Origin of the sequence: Neobacillus citreus (genome assembly GCF_018343545.2) — a bacterium.
Lineage (GTDB): Bacteria > Bacillota > Bacilli > Bacillales > Cytobacillaceae > Neobacillus > Neobacillus citreus.
Genome location: NZ_JAGYPE020000038.1, coordinates 37,508 through 56,066 on the forward strand (window position 1 = coordinate 37,508; position 18,559 = coordinate 56,066).

Consider the following 18,559-nt stretch of genomic DNA (forward strand, 5'->3'; position numbering starts at 1 on the left):
TCTTTTTTGATGAATTTCTGAATCAATTGATGAATTTTTTATCAGAGGTCTTTAATGTATGAAAAATGGTTCAGACAGAGTTTGTACCCTGCCTGAACCTTTTTCTTATGCAAAATCATTAGATTTTAACTTTTGGCTCTTTTCTAAAACATTGTTGCTTTCTGCTACCTTCTTAAGGCTCATTCTAAAAAATAGAGGAAGAAATTCCGCTTATTTAGGAAAATGGGTGTAAATTAGCTGAAATAGACGGAGAAATTTCCCTTATTTGAGTTTAAACCGCTAAAATCGGGAGTTTTTCATTGAATAACGGAAAAAACTCCGCTTATTTTTTACTAAAAAAGCTCCATTTTGCAAATAACGGAAAAACTTCCGCTTCTTTTTTACTCTTCCAAGGGTGTCGACCCATAATCCAGCTTTTTCGCAGAGGGGAACCCGTTCCTAATTGAATAAACCACTGCTTTTCTTGCATAACAACAAAGTTTACGAAAACAGCCTAACTTTTTGAAGCTCTTCTAGTATCAAAGCCCTTAATTTGTATTTCTCAATTTTATTTGTCGGCGTTTTTGGCAAGTCCGGAACGATACGAATGTGCTTCGGCCACATAAACTTCGGCATTTCCTTTTTCGTCCATTCTTTTAGCTCTGTTTCGCTTAATTCATGTGTTTTTGGGACAACGTATACGACAATATCATCCTCGTCCCCTTCTTCAGCTGGAATCGGGAATGCGGCACAAAGATCGACTTGGTCATGATGATTGATGAGATCTTCAACCTGGAAAGTTGATATATTTTCGCCTTTATGCCTAATCACATCTTTCATCCTGTCGACAAAATAATAGAATCCATTTGCGTCTTTATAGCCTAAATCCCCGGTGTGGAACCATAAATTTTGAAAAACCTCGGACGTCGCTGCAGGATTATTAAAGTATTCTTTCACCATGATATGCGGAAACAGTGGACGATAGGCAATTTGTCCTTTCTCCCCAATGTCACATTCCTCATCATGTTCATTGAGGATGGCCACTTCTATAAAGGGAGTCGGAGTCCCCATGAAGCCTTTCGCAAATTCCTGATTGCCTTTTGGAAAAGAAAGGTTTAAACTTTTGGCTATTTCAGCAATTTCTTCTCTTGAATATCCCTTATAAAGTTCAGGAGGAGTGCCTTGTTCCTCTCCAAGTTCATCAATAACGACATTACACCCGCCTCCTGCTTCCGTCTGCCCATATCCCGTCTGGACAAAATGAATACCAAATCGTTTCGCAAATTCATGGTGAAATTTAGGAAGTGGCTGCATTTGTACTTTTTTCAAAGTATTATTACGGTCGTTGTCAGTCGGCTCTTGTTTCATTAACCGCGGTATCATGACATCGGCAAGGATGGCATTTGTCGCTCCGCTAACCTCAATACGCCTCCAAAAATCACTCGGGCTGAATTTATCCCACATTGCAACCGTACATCCGACAAAAGCGGCATTAACAACATTCCCAAATGCTGCACCAATATGATACATCGGCATATCACTGTAAAGGACATCTTCTTGATTATTAAACGAGCGTAAGACATACGTATAACTGTGAAGACAGCGATGGGATTGAACAACCCCTTTGGCAGGTCCAGTTGTACCAGACGTGTAAATAATGTTTGCTGTATCATAAAAATGAAGGTCGATATTTGGATTTTCACAATTTCCTGTTAGGAAATCCTGAAATGATAAACTTGGAAACTTACGGTCTAGTTCGATATTTTCATCTTGATAGTCATGCTCTTCCTCTTTTGGGTCATGAATCATGACAGGTAAAGCCGCTAGATTATCCTTTATGTCATTGATAATTCCTGCCATTTGTCTTTCAGTAATAAGCATTTTCTGCTGGGTACTATTAATCTGGTATGATAGCAGGCTGCCTTTATAATTAAAGTTTATCGGACAGTAAACAGCCCCAGCTTTCCAAATACCAAACATTGCAATCGTGGTGATGTAGGGATTTTTTAAAAATAGCGAAATACGGTCCCCTTTTTGAATACCTTTGTCCATTAAATGATGGGCAAAACTGTTTGCCATTTCATTGAATACCTTATAGGTAATGGATCGATGATCTTCCCCGTAATAGATAAACGTTTTATCCCCTTTTTCTCTTGCCCATTTTTCAAGTTTTTTGATAACGGACTCTTCATCAGTCCCTAATGTTTGTTTAAACAATTCCACTCCCATTACTGCTCCTCCATCTTGTAGAATTCCATGCCAACTTTTTGAATTCGCTTACATGTTTTCCCCGAGAAAACTACTACGTAAGGAAAAAATCGCTATGAAAGATTTGTACGTAAGGGAACGGTCTCTGGAGTTAATTCAAGAAGTACTCCATAAGCGTCTTTGGGATGCATAAAAGCTAATTCTATGTCGTCTGCTTCAAAATAGATACTATTTACGCGGAGCCCTTTTTCTCTTAACTCCGCTAGAGCCAGTTTAGGGTCCTGAAAAGTGAAACAGAGATGATGAAGGCCTTCTCCATGTTTTGAAATGTATCGTCCAATTACACTGTCTTCTGACATAGGCTCCATTAAGTAAAGACAGAAGTCCCCAATTTTGACCATACAATCCAAATATAACTCTTCCTCAACCGTCCCTTTACTTACTATTTCCCCTCCGAATGTATTGGCAAAAAAATCGGCTGCTTTATGCATATCTTTAACGGCAATCGCTACGTAAGGAACTTTCGACACTTTAGTGTTCATTCTATTTTCCTCCTCTCATTAATTTCCTGTAAAAACGGGCTCTCTTTTTTCTTTAAACGCACGAACCGCTTCCTCATGGTCCTTTGTTTGTGCTGCCCTTGGACAGTATACTTGCTCATAGATTAAGGATGTCTTGAGATCTCTTTCTAAACTGTGGTTAAGGAGTTTCTTAGCAATTCCAAGTGCTTTCGTAGGGGCTTGCGACAACTTTTTAACTTCCTTTTCCACCACCTTATTAAATTCTTCAAAACCCACAACACTGGAAATAAGGCCTAAGTTAAAAGCCACATGGGCATCAATGGTTCGGCCAGAGAATACTAATTCTTTTGCTTTCGCTAATCCAATTAAACGTGGGAGAAAATGGGTCCCACCCATTTCCGGTGCCAAACCAACTTTTACAAAAGCTGCTGAAAATTTTGCCTGATTAGACGCAATAATAATATCCCCCGCCAAAGCTAGACTGAATCCGGCGCCAAAGGCGTAGCCATTGACAGCAGTAATAACAGGAACTTCTAAATTGGCGATGTTGTAGAGAGCGCGATTAGCGAGTCTTAGCGCTTCCTGATTTTGCTCCTGCGTTGTGGTCTCCATTTCTTTCACGTCTCCACCCGCGCAAAAAGCTCTGCCTGCCCCAGTAATGACTAAAACTCTAATTTCGTTAATATCCTGAATAATGGATGCAGCCTGATCCAACTCCTTGATTAAAGCAAAATTTAATGCATTTAGACGGTCCGGTCTGTTTAAAGTTAACCTAGCAATCCCGTCTTCCACATCCAAAGTAATTGTCTGGAACTCATATGCACTTGACAATCTCAACTCCACCTTTCATGTATGTTTATATAGTTGTTATTTATACATTTGATTCGGAAGCCAGGTTACAATCTCAGGGAAAATAAATAATATAATCGTACCTAATGTAAATAATCCAACCATTGGCCAACACGCTTTAAACGTGTCGGAAATCTTTATGTCCGGAGCAACTCCTTTTAAAATAAACATCTGTATTCCAAAAGGCGGAGATAAATTCGCTGTTATAGCACTGATGATAAAAATAACGCCAAACCATACTAAGTCAATCCCCATGCTTTCAAAGATAGGCATGATAATAGGTGCCGTCATGAACAAAATCGGTACAGCATCAAGAGGTATACCTAGGATAAAATAGACAATGAGAACAACAATTAGAAACATCATAGGAGATAAATTCCAACCTTCTATTAAGCCTGACAGATATTCACCTACTCTAGTAAGGCTGACAATTTTTGCATAGGCTGAGGCGCCAATAACAAGCCAAAACAACATGGCACATAATCCAATTGTCATTTCAAACATATTTTTGATGTTGCTCCATGATAATTTCCGCTTGATTCCCGCACAAATTAAGGAACCTACAACTCCAACTGCAGCAGCTTCTGTCGGTGTAGCTACTCCCATGAAAATGGTGACCAAAACTGTAGCAATGACTGCTAATGGTAAAATAACACCTTTAAGGGCTACAAATTTCTCTTTCCACGTAAACCTTTCTGCCTTTGGGATAGCAGGGCCGAAGTCAGGTCGCACCCAACAAACGACTAAGCTGTATATGATGATAAGGACAGCCATCATGATTCCAGGAAGAATACCAGCCATAAACAACTGTCCAGGAGATACATCCGCAATGACAGCATAAATGATCATGACAATACTTGGGGGAATGAGAATTCCTAACCCGCTCCCTGCCAAGATTACGCCTTGTGTTAAAACATCATTATAACCGCGGCGAATCATTGAAGGACGTGCAATAGCTCCTAGTGCAGCTGTAGAAACCATTGTAGTCCCAACCATAGCAGAGAATAAGGTGGCGATGATAGTTGTTCCAACCGCTAGTCCTCCCCTGAGCCCCCCAAACCAACGGTAAAACGCTTCATACATCCCTTCTACCAAGTCACTGTATCTTAAGATTCCGGCCATGAAGATATATAATGGTACAGCAGTAAATACAAATTGGCCTACATCACTATAGGCAGACAATACAAACCCTGTCAGACTAGTAGTTCCGCCCCATATGAAGAAGCCAACGATAATGGAAATGCCGGACATCGTAAAGGCAATGGGAATACCCATCATGATACCGATCATCAGTGCTCCAAACATGATAAGTGCTATAACATAACCATCCACTTATTTGTCCTCCTCATATTTTCTGCCAGTAACAATTAAGTAAATATCCTTATAAAAGGTTACAAATGCCTGCAGGCCGAGCAGGGTTCCTCCGAATGGAACAATAAGAAACTTAATCCATAATGATATATTTAAGCCTGATGTAGCAACCGTTCCTTGTTCAAATAATTTAAGGACATGACTCCCCCCCCACCAGACAAGGGGAATAACCGTAAGAAATATGAAAAGATGAGTGAACAGGTCCACGATACTTTTTCCTTTGTCGGAAAACTTTTCATAGAAAATATCAACTCGAACGTGTTCATTTTTTAATTGCGAATACCCTCCGCCAACAAACGCCATCACCACCGTCAGCCAAATCGATGTGTCAAACCCGAAACTAGTAGGTTTATGAAAGAAGTAGCGGGCAAGTACATCGTAGAAAATCATGAATGATAGAAAAACAATAATCACGCCAATCACAATATACATTTTTTCATTTATATAATTGATTGATCTGATTGTTTTTCTGATTGATTTGTTGACAACCTCCATCAATGTCCTGTTTTCTTTTGCTTGGATTATTTCACTCTCAACTTTCATCCTTAACCCACCCTTCATAAAAAACTGATATTGCGCTGCGTCGAATCTTATCTGGCGTTACCTAATCCTCGACAAAGAAACAACAGTCATGATGTCCAAGCTAATGGGTGGACATCATGACTGGAATGAAGACACTTCCCGGAACTTTTAGCTATTGACTTCCCCCATTTTCCTTACGTAGTATTTCCACGGTTTTTGCTGTGTTGCCATTCAATTTGGCATATTCATCCCAAACGACTTGGGCGCTATCATAAAGTTTCTTCTGGAAGTCTTTAGGAAGATTGATCACTTCAATATTATATTTGTCCACTTGTGCCTGAATTGTTTTTTCCTTTTCTTTATTCGTTTCAAGAGCCTTTAGCTCCATTTCTTGAGCAACTTCCGTCATAACCTTCTGTAAATCCTCGGGTAGTTTATTCCAGGCATCCTTGTTGATAAATAGACCGCTTAACCCTCCATTTATGAATGCTGGTTGAACGATATACTTAACAACTTCACCATATTTCGAAGATTCTAGTTCTGTAAATGACCATGGTGTTCCATCAACAACTCCTCTTTGCAGTGCATCATACGTTTCTGCTAAAGGAATGCTGGCACCTGAGATTCCGACATTTTTATACCATGTATCAGTAGCCCACCCGGATGAACGTAACAGCAGTTTACTAAGATCTTCATACTTCTTTATCGGTTTATTTAAGGCAAATCCATAACCACTGCCGCCAACAGCATAGGCAAGGACTTTGACTCCATGTTCTTCCAGTTCTTTTTCAAATAGTTCCCCTACACCTGTTTCACGATAGAGTTTATAAGAATGTTCAAGTGATTTAGACCAATAAGGAAGACTCTGTGTCGAAGCAGTAGGAACGCTATCGCCAAAGTAAACAGGGCTGGTGAGACCAAGATCTATGGTATTGCTAGACAGTGCACTCAATATTTCTGATTGAGGGACAAGCTCATTTGAGTAGAACGGTTTAATCACAATCCGTCCGTTGCTTCTCTTTTCAACTTCCTTGATAAATTCAGGTCCTATAAAATTAAGCCCTGCTAATGTGGTGTCTGGGTATACAGAATTTAGGTTAAATGTATAAACTTTCTTTTCATCGCTGCCATTAGATTTACCAGAATCCCCAGAAGTTTTATCACTTGAGCAAGCTGCCAAAATAACGATTAAACTTAACATTATGAAACTAGCAAACAACGAAACATGCTTTTTGTCTCTTTTCACCATATTTTCCCCCCTAGAATTTTTTCCAAATTAAATAGATTCTATTAATCATTCCTGTATTTGATATTCTCAGGGGTCAACTCGATTAACACCCCATATGCATCTTTTGGATGAAGGAAAGCAAGTTCATCCGTGGCTTGACCTAAATCGAAAACCCTTAGTGATCTTTCTCTTAAATCTTCTACGGCTTCTTGTAAATTTGGGAAAGAAAATGCGATATGATGAAGCCCTTCCCCACGTTTTTTAATAAATTTGTCTACAACACTGTTTTCTTCCATTGGTTCCATTAAATAAAGATGAAAATCCCCGATTCGAATCAAAGCATCCTTATAGCCTAAAAAGTCGTTGTCAGGTCCTGAATAACTAGTAATCACTTCTCCACCAAACGTCTTTGTAAAAAAATCAGCTGCTTTGTCACGGTCCCTTACTGCAATTGCCACATATGGTACCTTTGTTACCTTCGCTCCATTCCTTACGTTCATTCTGATTCTCCTCTCTTATTTTCCTAAGAATTTAGGTGACCTTTTATTGATAAAAGCCTGAACGCCTTCATGATAATCATCTGAGTCAAGGACAAGGTTTTGTCCTAGTTGTTCATAGCTTAAAGCTGTCTGCAGATCATGATCATAACTTTTGTTCAGCAACTGTTTCATAATCCCGATGGCTTTTGTTGGGGCTTGGCTAAACTGCTGAGCCAGGTTTTCGATTTCTTGTTCAAAATTTTCACTATTTACTACCTTACTCACGATCCCCATATCACAGGCTTCTTTCGCATCTAGCATTCTTCCTGTAAACATCAGCTCCTTCGCTTTCGCTAACCCTATTAGCCGCGGCAGAAAAAAGGTGCCTCCGCCGTCAGGAATGACGCCAATTTTAATGAAAATCTGCGAGAATTTAGCCTTGTCTGATGCGATAATAATATCTCCAGCTAAAGCGAAGTTAAAACCGAGACCAACGGCATGACCATTGATTGCTGAAATAACCGGAATTTTTAAATTAGCAATATTCGTAATCACTCGATTGCCAATTTCCATTTGGTGATTCATATGGCGAAGGGTTGCGTTCTCAAAACCATTAACATCGCCACCTGCACTAAAAGCTCTCCCAGCCCCCGTTATGATTAATACCCGAATGGTGTCATCTTCTTTAATTCTGGTAACAGCCTTATTTAAATCTAGTAACATTGCATAATTTAGGGCATTCAGCTGATTTGGACGGTTTAGCGTAATTTTCGCGATCCCATTATTGTTTTCAAATACAATCGTTTCGTATGTTTCTTCTGTAGACAACAATCATCCCACCTCTTTCATACATAATCCTTAGATTTTAACTTTTTGGAGTTCTTCTAGAATTAAAGCCCTTAATTTATATTTCTCAATTTTATTCGTCGGTGTTTTCGGCAAGTCCGGAACGATTCGAATGTACTTAGGCCACATATACTTGGGCATTTCCCTTTTCGTCCATTCCTTTAGCGCTGCTTCATTTAATTCATCTGTTCTTGGGACAACATAGACAACAATATCATCCTCGTCCCCTTCTTCAGCTGGAATCGGAAAAGCGGCGCAAAGATCCACTAGGTGATGCTGAGTGATGAGATCTTCAATTTGATAGGATGAAATATTCTCCCCTTTATGCCTAATCAAATTCTTCATCCGGTCAACGAAATAATAAAATCCGTTTTCGTCTTTATAGCCTACATCCCCTGAATGAAACCAAAGATTTTGGAAAACTTCTGCAGTCGCTGCAGGCTTGTTAAAGTATTCTTTCATCATGATATAAGGAAAAAGAGGTCGATAAGCAAATTGTCCCGACTGCCCAATGTCACATTCCTCATCATGTTCATTTAGGATGGCTACTTCCATAAATGGAGTCGGACCTCCCAAATAACCTTTTGGAAATTTTATATTGCCTTTTGGAAAAGAAAGATTTAACCGTTTGGCTATTTCAGCAATTTCTTCTCTTGTATATCCTTTATACAGTTCAGGTGGAGTGCCTTGTTCCTCTCCAAGCTCATCAATAATGACATTACACCCACCCGCAGCTTCAGTCTGCCCATAGCCTGTTTGTACAAAATGAATCCCAAATCGTTTAGCGAAATCATGGTGATATTCAGGCAGCGGCTGCAATATCACTTTTTTCAATGTATTGTTACGATCGTCTTCAGTCGGTTCTTCATTCAATAACCACGGAATCATCACATCTAAAAGGATTGCATTTGTCGCTCCGCTTATTTGGATACGCCTCCAAAAATTACCTGGGCTGAATTTATCCCACATCGCAACCGTGCAGCCGACAAAAGCGGCAGTGACAACATTCGCAAATGCTGCACCGACATGATACATGGGCATATCACTGTAAAGGACGTCTTCTTGATTATTAAAAGCTCGTACGAGATACGTATAACTGTGAAGACAACGATGAGATTGTACAACCCCTTTGGAAGGACCTGTGGTACCAGATGTGTACATAATATTTGCTGTATCATAAAATCGAAGGTCAATAGACGGATTGTCACGATTGCCTGCCATAAAATCTTCAAATGATAGGCTGAGAAACTTACTATCAAGTTGGACATGCTCATCCTGATAATCATGATCATCTTCTTTTGGGTCATGGATTATGACAGGTAAAGACGTTAACTGATCTTTTATATCATTGATGATTGATACCTTTTGTCTTTCTGTTATAAGCATTTTTGGCTTAGTATCATTAATTTGGTATGAAAGCAGACTGCCTTTATAATTAAAGTTTATCGGACAGTAAACAGCCCCCGCTTTCCAAATGCCAAACATCGCAATCGTTGTGATAAAAGGGTTATATAAAAATAGTGAGATACGATCCCCTTTTTGAATCCCTTTTTCGATTAAGCTGTTCGCGAAACTGTTAACCATTTCATTGAACACCTTATAGGTAATCGATCGTTGTGTTTCACCATAATAGACAAACGTCTTATCCCCTGTTTCCTTTGCCCATTTTTCAAGTTTTTTAATAACAGACTCTTCTTCAGTCCCTAATGTTTGTTTAAACATTTCTACACCCATGCGACCTCCTCCAAACTCTTACATTATAAAAATAGCAACTCATTGATTCCGTTTACATTTTTGCGGTAATCTCTCCTTTTCTAACCATGGTGACTTCCGGGAACGACATGGTCATAAAATAACAATGCAAGTAATGTGCCAACAGTGAAAACGCACTAAAAAATAATGAATATTATGAATATTATCAAAAATAGAGAAGGATTTTACATGTTATTGATGAATAATAGAATCAGATGATGAATTTTTTATCAGAGATACTTTGATGAAGGGAGAGTTTTCATTTGCTCGAATTATACAAGCAGGTATTTGAATCATCCTATGACGGCGTAGCTATTAGAGATGCCGATGGATATGGAATCGCCATCAATAAGGCTGCATGCAGAATTACTTCGTATCCAGAATCAGAATTTGTAGGAGGAAATATAAAAGATGCATTGAAAAAAGGGATAATAAACGATTCTATTACTCTAGCAGTCATAAAACATAAAAAACCCGTTACAAAAGTCATGCATATTAGAGGGTCGGATGTGTTAATTACGGGGAGCCCAATAAAAAATGAAAAAGGCCAAGTTACACATGTTGTGTTAATTATTCGCGATATCGCTGAATTGAACAAACTTAAAATTGATCAAATACTATCGCTTGCTCTTAAAATGAAACATCATCACAAAGACAACATGAAAATTCATGAAGAGATCCCGGTTTATCCTGATATTATTGCCAAAAGCCCAGAATTTCGAAAAATCCTTGCTATATGTGCAAAAATTGCCCAAGTGGATACGACGATCCTTATTCATGGTGAATCAGGGACAGGGAAAGAAGTGCTGTTAAATTTTATCCATCGGCTAAGCAAACGCGCAAATGAACCATTAATTAAGGTGAATTGTGCCGCTATCCCTCCAAATCTTCTGGAGTCAGAGCTTTTCGGCTATGAAAAGGGAGCCTTTACAGGGGCAGACAGCCGCGGAAAGCCAGGGTTATTTGAACAGGCAAACGGTGGAACCATCTTTTTAGATGAAATTGGAGACATGCCGCTTGATTTGCAGGTCAAGCTGTTAAGGGTACTGCAAGAATTTGAGATTACTAGAATTGGCGGCAGGAAAAGCATCAGAGTCAATGTACGAGTTGTCTCGGCAACGAATAAAAACCTTGAACAACTCGTAAATGAAGGGCGTTTCAGACAAGATTTATTTTATCGTTTGAATATCATTCCGATTACGATCCCGCCCTTACGTGAAAGAGTTGAAGACATTGCTCCACTTGCCTATCATTTCCTTCAAAAAACAAATAAAAAATATGGGTTAACCAAGAGATTTGGAGATGATACTATCCAATTATTCGAGGATTATAAGTGGCCGGGAAATATCCGCGAGATGGAGAATTTAATTGAGCGGTTAGTGGTGACCATTGATCATGATGATATTCAATGGTCAGATCTCCCGTTCCTTCATTCTCCGGAGAACCCCCATCAACGGACCTTGAAAAAAACGCTTCAAGATTTAGAGAAGAAAATCATTTTGGAAAAATTAAGGGAATTTAAAACAACTCGTAAAACAGCAGAAGTACTTGGAATCAGTCAATCCTCACTCGTAAAAAAGCTACAGCGGTTGAAATAGCCTTTGGCATGAAAATTGCATCCTAAATAAAACAGTAAGTCGATTTTATCAATTCTTTTATGAGGAGGCAGTGAATGATGAATACGTCAAAGGTTTATGTGCTTGGCGGATACCAAACCGATTTTTCAAAAAATTGGGCACGAGAAGAAAAAGACATTTTTGATCTATTAAAATCCAGTGTTGAGGGTGCACTTGAATCAACAACAATTGATCCCAGTGAAGTGGAAGTTTGTCATATAGGGAATTTTATTGGAGAGCTGGGGAGTAAGCAAGGACAGCTTGGCGGATTATTCGCTTCGATTCATCCCGCCTTCTCCGGCATTCCGGCAAGCCGCCATGAAGCAGCATGCGCTTCAGGTAGTATTGCCGTCCTGGCAGCGGCAGCCGATATAGAGTCCGGCCGTTATGATCTAGCTTGTGTTACGGGAGTAGAATTACTGCGAAATGTATCAGGAGAACAAGCGGCAGATAATCTTGGTGTCGCCTGCTGGACAGGTCGGGAAGCACAAGACGCCACCTATCCTTGGCCCTATTTATTTAATCGATTAATCGATGTTTATGACGAGCGCTACGGAATTCGCTACGAACACATAGCTGAAATCGCGAAAATTAATCTTGATAATGCGAAGCGAAACCCAAACGCTCAAACAAGAAAGTGGCAATTCAATGAATATAGCTTTCTGGAAAATGATGAGCATAATCATGTGATTGAAGGCCGTGTTCGCCGTCAAGATTGCGGGCAAGTAACAGACGGCGGAGCAACAATCTTTCTCTCATCCGAAAAATACGCAAAGGCGTATGCCGAGCGTCTCCAAATACCGTTCGAAAGCATCCCTGTCATCAAAGGCTGGGGGCATAAAACAGCCCCCATGCTGCTTGAAGACAAGATAAAGGAAAGTGCGGAGCAACGCTACGTGTTTCCACATGTCCGCAAAGCCATCGAGGACATGTTTGACCGAGCAGGACTTCGCGGCGTGGATGATATTGATGCGATTGAGACACACGATTGCTTTTCCATCACCGAATATATGGCTATCGACCATTTTGGGATTACGGAACCCGGCGAAAACTGGAAGGCAATTGAATCAGGCGATATTGCCTTCAATGGTCGAATCCCCATCAATCCAAGCGGCGGATTAATCGGCTTAGGCCACCCAGTCGGTGCAACCGGAATTCGAATGGTTCTTGATGCATATAAGCAAGTCACTGGTACTGCAGGAAGCTACCAAGTAAAAGATGCAAAAAATGTCGCCACCTTAAACATCGGTGGCAGCACAACAACCACCGTCTGTTTTGTGATTGGGAGATAAAAAAAGGATTCCAGATTTCACAGTGAAGGTTCTTATGGTTTTTGCCATAAGAACCTTCACTGTGGCAGTTCATGAATAGAGATATTTCAACCATCAAACAAACTTTGAAGCTGTTTTATTGGCTGTTTATTTAATTTCATTTGTAACCGCCAAGTATATATTCTTTGACAATTTCATAACCTTTATTCGTAAATGCAAATGAGTAATTTTCCTTAAATCCATCAATCCAAGCTTCAAAGAGAACTTTCTTTTGGTGGGAATCGTTCAATCTTTCTCTCTCTTCCTTATAAAATCAATTTCTTCGGAGTCCAAATATCAGTAAACCCATTTTCTACCGAATAGTGGTATAAATCTTTTAGTTTATTGCTAGAATAAACCTTCATATCCTCTCTTCTTCCAAGTTCCGGAATAGCAATTAACGTTTCATTTCGGTCTATTACCGTTTCTAAAAAGATCTTGCCAGCCAATTTATCACTTTTAGATAAGTTACAAGCACTACAGGCGATAACTAAATTCCAGAGCTGGTCAGCCTGAACAAAACTCCATGGGATAAAATGATCCACGTGAGCATTTTCCTTCTTAATAACCTTTCCGCAGTAAAAACACTTCCCGTTATAAAAAGAGGATAGCACTTGATAAAATTGATCAAGGGATGACCTCTTGATACATTTTCAACTTTTAATAGCAGGTTGGTGGTATCCCCTTTTTCATTGAATTTTTCCAAAAATAAGGCAAGATGATAATTCGTTAAATAATTCAAGACTCGCTGGAACCGCAGCATGAAGGAGTAAACTGTACTATTCATTCTCAGTTGTTCCTTTTGATTATCAAAATCATAGATGGTGCAGCCTGTATCGCCATATATCGCACCCATGACATTGATCTTACATTTTTTCTTCACTTTATTGATGATTTCCACCTGAATTTCGGCAGAAAGTCTATCAAAAACAACCGTTTCAGGGAGTTGATATTTCGACTGGATATTGAGCAGGATGTTTTGAACTTCAGCCCTTTTATCCGTCATGTTTATCTGATTAAGATTATGATGAATAACCAGATTCCAATAGATTTTTGCAAAACTCGAATATAAGCTTGAGTAATTCAATTCCAGCTTATCATTGACATTGTATAAGTTTTCTAACAACGATTTGATTAATACAAATTTATATGTAGTTGAATTCTTGGATTTCGATGAAAATATGTAGTTAAAATGGCCCCAAATTTCTTTATCTGTTAAATAAGCGGCTTTCATTTCGCCCACTTGTAATTTATGACTCATTGTATTGTCACCTGCAGTGCCCTTTTTTCCTTAACTTTATTTATCTTCAACTTCAATTAAAAATATCCTGTCTTGAAATCCACCGCGCTGTTCCCGCTTTCTTTTCCGAATTTCCTCGATTTGTTCAATCGAAATTCCATGATAATCAGCAAGGGAATGAAAAATCTCTAATAAATCAGCTAGCTCCTCCATTATCTCAATGTTTGTGGTGCTAGATACATACTCATCGAGTTCCTCGTAGCATTTCTCTTGAAGTGCCTTTATATATTCATCATCATTTAATACTTTACAAGAACATTTCTGGCCCGTGCTCCCAATAATTTCTGGTATTTTATCGCGGACCAATTTATTATAAATTGGCATTTTTACACCCCATTACTCCTCTTCTATATATCCTATTTGATTCATTTACTATAGGATTATTTTACCATAATTAATAGTTTAATAAATTTATATTTCAGAAACAGTAGGATTAGCGATGCATAAAGACCATCTCCATGTAAAAATCAAAATATTACTTTCTACCCCCTGTCCTTTTTGCCTCAAAAACCCTAAATAAGAGGTGAAAGGAGGTGAACGAAAATGGCACAAGCATTATTAGAAGGTTCAAAGCTTCGGTTGGCGTTTCAAGTAGACCTTGATGAACAAGGAAACCCAGTCGTAAAAACCAAAACGTTTAGTAACATCAAAAAAGAATCAACGGCTGACCAGTTATTCCAGGTTGCACAAGCAATTTCTGCACTATGCAACTACCCGCTAAACAAAACCGAGCGCAGCGACAGTACCGAATTAACTGCGTAACCGGAAAGTAATTAGTGATTCAATGGAATGGTTCTTCTGATCTAAATCAACGAAGCTTCCAATCTAATAAGCAGGTAATGAGTTAGAGATTGAGGCAAAAGAACCGCCCCATGACTTAAAGGAAGGAGGTGATAGAGAATGGCAAAAACATTGGAATTAATGTTTGGCACGGAATTTGGGAAGACTGCCCGTATTGCGGTAGATAATCCGAAAGAGCCGATTGATGAGGCAGCTGTTAAACAGTCAATGGAACAAATTATCGCAGCGGATGTATTTACGTCTGCTAGCGGACGATATGTTTCCTCAAAAGGCGCTAGAGTCGTCGACCGCAATGTGGTTGAGTATGAGATTGTCTAAGCTTAAGCAGTTTAGTCAAATTCGATAGTGTTTAGGAGAGAGGCCGGGGCAGTTCAGACTGAAACCGGCCTCTTTTTAAAAATTGGAGAGGAGGAAAATTGTTGTGGATCAAATCATTTCATTCATCAACGAGGTAGGATTTCCCATTGTAGTGACACTTTATCTGCTTTATCGTATTGAATCGAAGCTGGATTTAGTGGTCCAGTCGATACAGAGTTTACCTGAGCGGATGAAGGTGTGAAGGTTATATACGACAGGATGAAAATAGCCAACTACCATGTTTTCGGGATAGTTGGCTTTTATGCTTTAAATGACGTTGCCGGGTGTAATTTCGGTGATTTTGGCAATGTACTGTCATATAATTCAATAAATTACGACTACATCATTTCCAAAATCTAACGAATCTTCTCCTTAGACAACCTACCAACACTTTCCTTAATCTTCCCTCTGAAAAATTCATCCTTCCGCTGATTCAATCAAATTCAAGGGTATGAAAATTGTACTCCTTTTCATTCACTTTCCGATTAAGTTTGATGTAGTGTTTCCGGCCAATGTCGGACTCTTTTTTCTTCTCGGCATCATTAACGTCACCTGCTTGTATAGTTCACTTACGTACTACTTTTGCTTAATTAACATTTCCTTCAATTCTCCAAGACTTTCATCAATTCTTGAAACATCAACAAAAAACAATTGGACGTCCAGTTCCAGATCCTCACTGTTGAAGGCCTTAAAACTTATTTCCCTATTCTTCATTTCCTCATTGATTGGATATAACAGCCATATTTCTTTTGTTTCGTATTTCTTGGCGTAAGCATACATTTGATACATGTCCACTTGGGATATCCCATAATTCTGCCGGGGATTATATACCAGTGACTTCCATTTGGTATCCAAAACGATTTTACTGCCATTCTCACGAGTAATAACAATATCCGGCTTTAAGGCAAACTGACGAGGATCATCAAACAAATAATACCTTTTATCCTGAGTTGCTATCTCCCATGGAAGGTCCGTCAAAACAAGTTTTAAGTTCCGAGCAACATACGCTTCAAACACCTTTTCCATTGGAAAAAGTAATGCCCTTGCAGTTGTATTGCCGGCAAAATTGGTAAAGCTTTGATTCATTAAGAAAACTTTTGACCAGCGCAGTAACAATTCATAATCCTTCATAAAACGATCACAGACGGCACTTGAAAAATCCTTAGAAACGTTTTGTGAAGGCTCCACTAATTCAAAGTTAGCAAGAAGCTGTCCGATTGATTTAATATTTGTAGCACTAGTTGAGATTTTTTGCAGTTTTAGAAGTGTAGATTTGATTAAGCGATTTTCCGGCCTATTCACCCCAAACTCGTCATACCCCACATAAAATTTCTCTTTGTGAACCTGATTTTTTTTCATATGTTCACGAAAAATCAATTTCCCTTTATAGTATCTTAAGTTATCTTCTACAGGTAAATAGGAAGACCGAAACCCCTTTTTCAATAGGTTGCGCACTTCCTGAATATACATATTGATAAAAATTTCATAAAGGTTCATTCGGTCCATTTTCAGATTGGCATCGTGAAACACTTTACTTGGAAAATCCTTCATACTGCGGAGCATTTTCAGAAATGTTTTCTTTGATTCTTCCATATTTTCGTATAGTACCTTAGGTAGAATCTGAATTCTATAACCACTTCTCAGTTGAATTAACCCAACGTAATTCTTGGCTTGGATGATTTTGCCGACTTGACGCCGTACACTAATCTTGAGGAAATCCACAGCCTCAGCTTCCCCAGAACTATTAAAAGACAAGATGAAATGTTCCAGCTCCGCAAAGGCCTCTTGGTTTAAGAACTTTAAAGAAGGATCTTCCCTGTAATCCTGATTGCATGTTATCGACTCAAACTCCCGGACCTCTAATAACTTGTCCATCTTTTCACCACTTTAATAGATTTGAATATAACTTTCAGGTTTATAAAAAGCATCTCTCTGAATGGAATACTTCATTTCTGGTAAGTCGATATCAGGATTACCTTTAAAAACATTCCTCATTTTCTTATCAAGAATAAATTTAAAGGAAGGTTCTGTTTTTGCATTGTCCCCTAGAATTAATTGGATTTTGCTGTAATCCTCATAGAAATACTCCTGAAGCAATGGAATGATTGCATTTAAAAAGATACCTTCAAGATTGGATATCGAAGGATCCTTGGCTAATGGTGTAAAATAGGCATGGCCAATTGTATGCTCTCTATCAAAAAGATACTCTATTCTTTCATTGATTGTTTCTAGCATTAGTGGTATATCGATTCCTTCAATTGTGTTTATACCTAAATTCCTTAGAACATCAGCATCCGGCATCATTTCAATGAATTTGAATCTTCTTCTTAATGCAGTATCCAGCAAAGCGATTGACCGATCCGCTGTATTCATAGTTCCAAGAATATAAACATTATTGGGTACTCCAAACTCACCACCCGTGTAGGGTAAGATGGCTGTTGTAGCTTCTGGCTCCCCTAATCTTTTGGTTTGTTCGATTAGCGTAATTAACTCTCCAAATATTTTTGAGATGTTTCCCCTATTTATTTCGTCAATAATAAAAACGTAAGGTTTACGGTTTTCTTCAATTTTAATATCATGATTGATTTTATATTTATCAATCAGACCAATAACATCCTTAATATTCATGTTTCTCAATGGATAAACTGACAATCTATTTAACCTAGTATTCTTATTGATTGAATACACATCTTCATTAATATTTGTTGCAATCCATTCAACGTTTCTTCTCCTAGGATACTTCTCCCCGGATTTTATAAATTCATATGGCCCCGTTATAATCCCTATTCCGTCAATTGACGTATTTGTTCTTTGAATAAAAACAATATCTCCTATCTGCATTTCATCTTGAAAGTTAAGGAGAATTCTTTTTTCCGTACTATTAAGGTTCTTTGATTCGTCCGTGACCATTTCGTCTACATTCGACCAACCAATCTTAATGAAATTATTATTGAAACAATCAATTTTTAGCTTTGTTTGTCCCGTTCCTTCTAGAATTACATTCCAAACTGTAGGATTTTGTCTTATTTTTAAAGATGACGTTTGAATTTTAATACCTTTCGCTGTTTCGCAAAATTTCTTAAATACTCCTGATACATGCTCATATTTAATATCTGATGAGAGTCCCTCATCCTGCTCGTTTATGACAGGCTTAATGCCCTCGATAAATTCTTCATATCCGTAGGACTGATGAAAAGTTGTAAAGGCAATTCTTCCGTCATTTTTAAGTGAATTATAACGTTCCAATACTTGTTCATACGGTAAATTTGCTAATGCATCGATGCTTTCATTATCACAAATGGCTATCGCATAAAGAACTGTATTGTAAGTTTTCCCTGTTCCGGGTGGGCCATAAAGGATAGAATTAACACTGAGTTCTTGCCGACTATCATTAATCGGAACATTGACTTCTAAGTTATT

Annotated in this window: 20 protein-coding genes; 6 read left to right on the top strand and 14 right to left on the bottom strand. The window is 38.6% G+C overall.

All coding sequences use genetic code 11. From position 1 onward, the window contains the following. The first annotated feature begins 58 nt into the window (after nucleotides 1-58). Nucleotides 59-232, top strand: a complete 174-nt coding sequence (locus KHB02_RS18750; protein ID WP_213145827.1) for a hypothetical protein — start codon at nucleotides 59-61, stop codon at nucleotides 230-232. Between the two features lie 248 nt (nucleotides 233-480). Here KHB02_RS18750 and KHB02_RS18755 read toward each other — a convergent pair whose 3' ends face one another. The 9 genes from KHB02_RS18755 to KHB02_RS18795 all read right to left on the bottom strand — a co-directional run bounded on the left by KHB02_RS18755 (nucleotide 481) and on the right by KHB02_RS18795 (nucleotide 9,737). Beyond that, nucleotides 481-2,208, bottom strand: a complete 1,728-nt coding sequence (locus KHB02_RS18755; RefSeq protein WP_213145826.1) for an AMP-binding protein — start codon at nucleotides 2,206-2,208, stop codon at nucleotides 481-483. Between the two features lie 92 nt (nucleotides 2,209-2,300). Further along, the gene (locus tag KHB02_RS18760; RefSeq protein WP_213145825.1) at nucleotides 2,301-2,729 is read right to left on the bottom strand and encodes a VOC family protein; all 429 of its coding nucleotides are present in this window, start codon (nucleotides 2,727-2,729) and stop codon (nucleotides 2,301-2,303) included. Nucleotides 2,730-2,747: 18 nt separating this feature from the next. Then, complete coding sequence (locus KHB02_RS18765) at nucleotides 2,748-3,539, bottom strand: enoyl-CoA hydratase/isomerase family protein (protein ID WP_213145824.1); 792 nt, start codon at nucleotides 3,537-3,539, stop codon at nucleotides 2,748-2,750. Nucleotides 3,540-3,575: 36 nt separating this feature from the next. Next, entirely contained in the window at nucleotides 3,576-4,889 is a 1,314-nt protein-coding gene (locus KHB02_RS18770; protein WP_213145823.1) for a TRAP transporter large permease, read from the bottom strand. Beyond that, nucleotides 4,890-5,471 (bottom strand): TRAP transporter small permease subunit, encoded by a 582-nt coding sequence (locus KHB02_RS18775; RefSeq protein ID WP_213145822.1) that lies wholly within the window; start codon nucleotides 5,469-5,471, stop codon nucleotides 4,890-4,892. It abuts the gene before it with no gap. 151 nt (nucleotides 5,472-5,622) lie between these two features. Beyond that, nucleotides 5,623-6,699, bottom strand: a complete 1,077-nt coding sequence (locus tag KHB02_RS18780; protein WP_213145821.1) for a TRAP transporter substrate-binding protein — start codon at nucleotides 6,697-6,699, stop codon at nucleotides 5,623-5,625. Nucleotides 6,700-6,740: 41 nt separating this feature from the next. After that, nucleotides 6,741-7,178: a VOC family protein gene (locus KHB02_RS18785; RefSeq protein ID WP_213145820.1), complete on the bottom strand. Its 438-nt coding sequence runs from the start codon at nucleotides 7,176-7,178 to the stop codon at nucleotides 6,741-6,743. Between the two features lie 15 nt (nucleotides 7,179-7,193). Beyond that, the gene (locus KHB02_RS18790) at nucleotides 7,194-7,985 is read right to left on the bottom strand and encodes an enoyl-CoA hydratase/isomerase family protein (protein ID WP_213145819.1); all 792 of its coding nucleotides are present in this window, start codon (nucleotides 7,983-7,985) and stop codon (nucleotides 7,194-7,196) included. 30 nt (nucleotides 7,986-8,015) lie between these two features. After that, nucleotides 8,016-9,737 (bottom strand): AMP-binding protein, encoded by a 1,722-nt coding sequence (locus KHB02_RS18795; protein WP_241113959.1) that lies wholly within the window; start codon nucleotides 9,735-9,737, stop codon nucleotides 8,016-8,018. A gap of 281 nt (nucleotides 9,738-10,018) precedes the next feature. On the opposite strand from KHB02_RS18795, the gene KHB02_RS18800 reads away from it, so the two are divergent. Then, entirely contained in the window at nucleotides 10,019-11,353 is a 1,335-nt protein-coding gene (locus tag KHB02_RS18800) for a sigma-54 interaction domain-containing protein (RefSeq protein ID WP_213145818.1), read from the top strand. Between the two features lie 74 nt (nucleotides 11,354-11,427). Next, the gene (locus KHB02_RS18805) at nucleotides 11,428-12,663 is read left to right on the top strand and encodes an acetyl-CoA acetyltransferase (RefSeq protein WP_213145817.1); all 1,236 of its coding nucleotides are present in this window, start codon (nucleotides 11,428-11,430) and stop codon (nucleotides 12,661-12,663) included. Nucleotides 12,664-12,947: 284 nt separating this feature from the next. Here KHB02_RS18805 and KHB02_RS18810 read toward each other — a convergent pair whose 3' ends face one another. Genes KHB02_RS18810 through KHB02_RS18820 form a run of 3 tightly spaced genes read right to left on the bottom strand, consistent with a single transcriptional unit; the run spans nucleotide 12,948 to nucleotide 14,305 of the window. Further along, nucleotides 12,948-13,226 carry an HNH endonuclease domain-containing protein gene (locus tag KHB02_RS18810; protein WP_241113960.1) on the bottom strand — a complete coding sequence of 93 codons (279 nt, stop codon included), beginning with the start codon at nucleotides 13,224-13,226 and terminating at the stop codon, nucleotides 12,948-12,950. Continuing rightward, a complete protein-coding gene (locus KHB02_RS29945) occupies nucleotides 13,172-13,942 on the bottom strand; it encodes an HNH endonuclease (RefSeq protein WP_241113961.1) in 771 nt (256 codons plus the stop codon). The genes KHB02_RS18810 and KHB02_RS29945 overlap by 55 nt, the downstream gene beginning before the upstream one ends. A 36-nt stretch (nucleotides 13,943-13,978) precedes the next feature. After that, nucleotides 13,979-14,305, bottom strand: a complete 327-nt coding sequence (locus KHB02_RS18820) for a nucleoside triphosphate pyrophosphohydrolase (RefSeq protein WP_213145816.1) — start codon at nucleotides 14,303-14,305, stop codon at nucleotides 13,979-13,981. A gap of 219 nt (nucleotides 14,306-14,524) precedes the next feature. Here KHB02_RS18820 and KHB02_RS18825 point away from each other — a divergent pair, with 219 nt between their 5' ends. From KHB02_RS18825 to KHB02_RS18835, 3 genes are all read left to right on the top strand, one after another. Further along, entirely contained in the window at nucleotides 14,525-14,743 is a 219-nt protein-coding gene (locus tag KHB02_RS18825) for a DUF1659 domain-containing protein (RefSeq protein WP_213145815.1), read from the top strand. A 138-nt stretch (nucleotides 14,744-14,881) separates the two neighbouring features. Beyond that, the gene (locus KHB02_RS18830; RefSeq protein WP_213145814.1) at nucleotides 14,882-15,100 is read left to right on the top strand and encodes a DUF2922 domain-containing protein; all 219 of its coding nucleotides are present in this window, start codon (nucleotides 14,882-14,884) and stop codon (nucleotides 15,098-15,100) included. Nucleotides 15,101-15,203: 103 nt separating this feature from the next. Beyond that, nucleotides 15,204-15,341: a YvrJ family protein gene (locus tag KHB02_RS18835; protein WP_213119625.1), complete on the top strand. Its 138-nt coding sequence runs from the start codon at nucleotides 15,204-15,206 to the stop codon at nucleotides 15,339-15,341. A 374-nt stretch (nucleotides 15,342-15,715) separates the two neighbouring features. On the opposite strand, the gene KHB02_RS18840 is transcribed toward KHB02_RS18835, so the two are convergent. Both KHB02_RS18840 and KHB02_RS18845 read right to left on the bottom strand, forming a co-directional pair. Beyond that, on the bottom strand, nucleotides 15,716-17,014 hold the full coding sequence (locus KHB02_RS18840) for an McrC family protein (protein ID WP_213145813.1): 1,299 nt from the start codon (nucleotides 17,012-17,014) through the stop codon (nucleotides 15,716-15,718). Between the two features lie 12 nt (nucleotides 17,015-17,026). After that, nucleotides 17,027-18,559, bottom strand: a 1,533-nt coding sequence (locus tag KHB02_RS18845) for an AAA family ATPase (RefSeq protein WP_241113962.1), incomplete at its 5' end; no start/stop codon positions are given.

What these genes read in the sequence shown, in the direction of transcription:
- KHB02_RS18750 (WP_213145827.1), top strand. Translation starts at nt 59, where the DNA reads ATGAAAAATGGTTCAGACAGAGTTTGTACCCTGCCTGAACCTTTTTCT.
- KHB02_RS18755 (WP_213145826.1), bottom strand. Translation starts at nt 2,208, where the DNA reads ATGGGAGTGGAATTGTTTAAACAAACATTAGGGACTGATGAAGAGTCC.
- KHB02_RS18760 (WP_213145825.1), bottom strand. Translation starts at nt 2,729, where the DNA reads ATGAACACTAAAGTGTCGAAAGTTCCTTACGTAGCGATTGCCGTTAAA.
- KHB02_RS18775 (WP_213145822.1), bottom strand. Translation starts at nt 5,471, where the DNA reads ATGAAAGTTGAGAGTGAAATAATCCAAGCAAAAGAAAACAGGACATTG.
- KHB02_RS18780 (WP_213145821.1), bottom strand. Translation starts at nt 6,699, where the DNA reads ATGGTGAAAAGAGACAAAAAGCATGTTTCGTTGTTTGCTAGTTTCATA.
- KHB02_RS18785 (WP_213145820.1), bottom strand. Translation starts at nt 7,178, where the DNA reads ATGAACGTAAGGAATGGAGCGAAGGTAACAAAGGTACCATATGTGGCA.
- KHB02_RS18795 (WP_241113959.1), bottom strand. Translation starts at nt 9,737, where the DNA reads ATGGGTGTAGAAATGTTTAAACAAACATTAGGGACTGAAGAAGAGTCT.
- KHB02_RS18805 (WP_213145817.1), top strand. Translation starts at nt 11,428, where the DNA reads ATGATGAATACGTCAAAGGTTTATGTGCTTGGCGGATACCAAACCGAT.
- KHB02_RS29945 (WP_241113961.1), bottom strand. Translation starts at nt 13,942, where the DNA reads ATGAGTCATAAATTACAAGTGGGCGAAATGAAAGCCGCTTATTTAACA.
- KHB02_RS18820 (WP_213145816.1), bottom strand. Translation starts at nt 14,305, where the DNA reads ATGCCAATTTATAATAAATTGGTCCGCGATAAAATACCAGAAATTATT.
- KHB02_RS18825 (WP_213145815.1), top strand. Translation starts at nt 14,525, where the DNA reads ATGGCACAAGCATTATTAGAAGGTTCAAAGCTTCGGTTGGCGTTTCAA.
- KHB02_RS18830 (WP_213145814.1), top strand. Translation starts at nt 14,882, where the DNA reads ATGGCAAAAACATTGGAATTAATGTTTGGCACGGAATTTGGGAAGACT.
- KHB02_RS18840 (WP_213145813.1), bottom strand. Translation starts at nt 17,014, where the DNA reads ATGGACAAGTTATTAGAGGTCCGGGAGTTTGAGTCGATAACATGCAAT.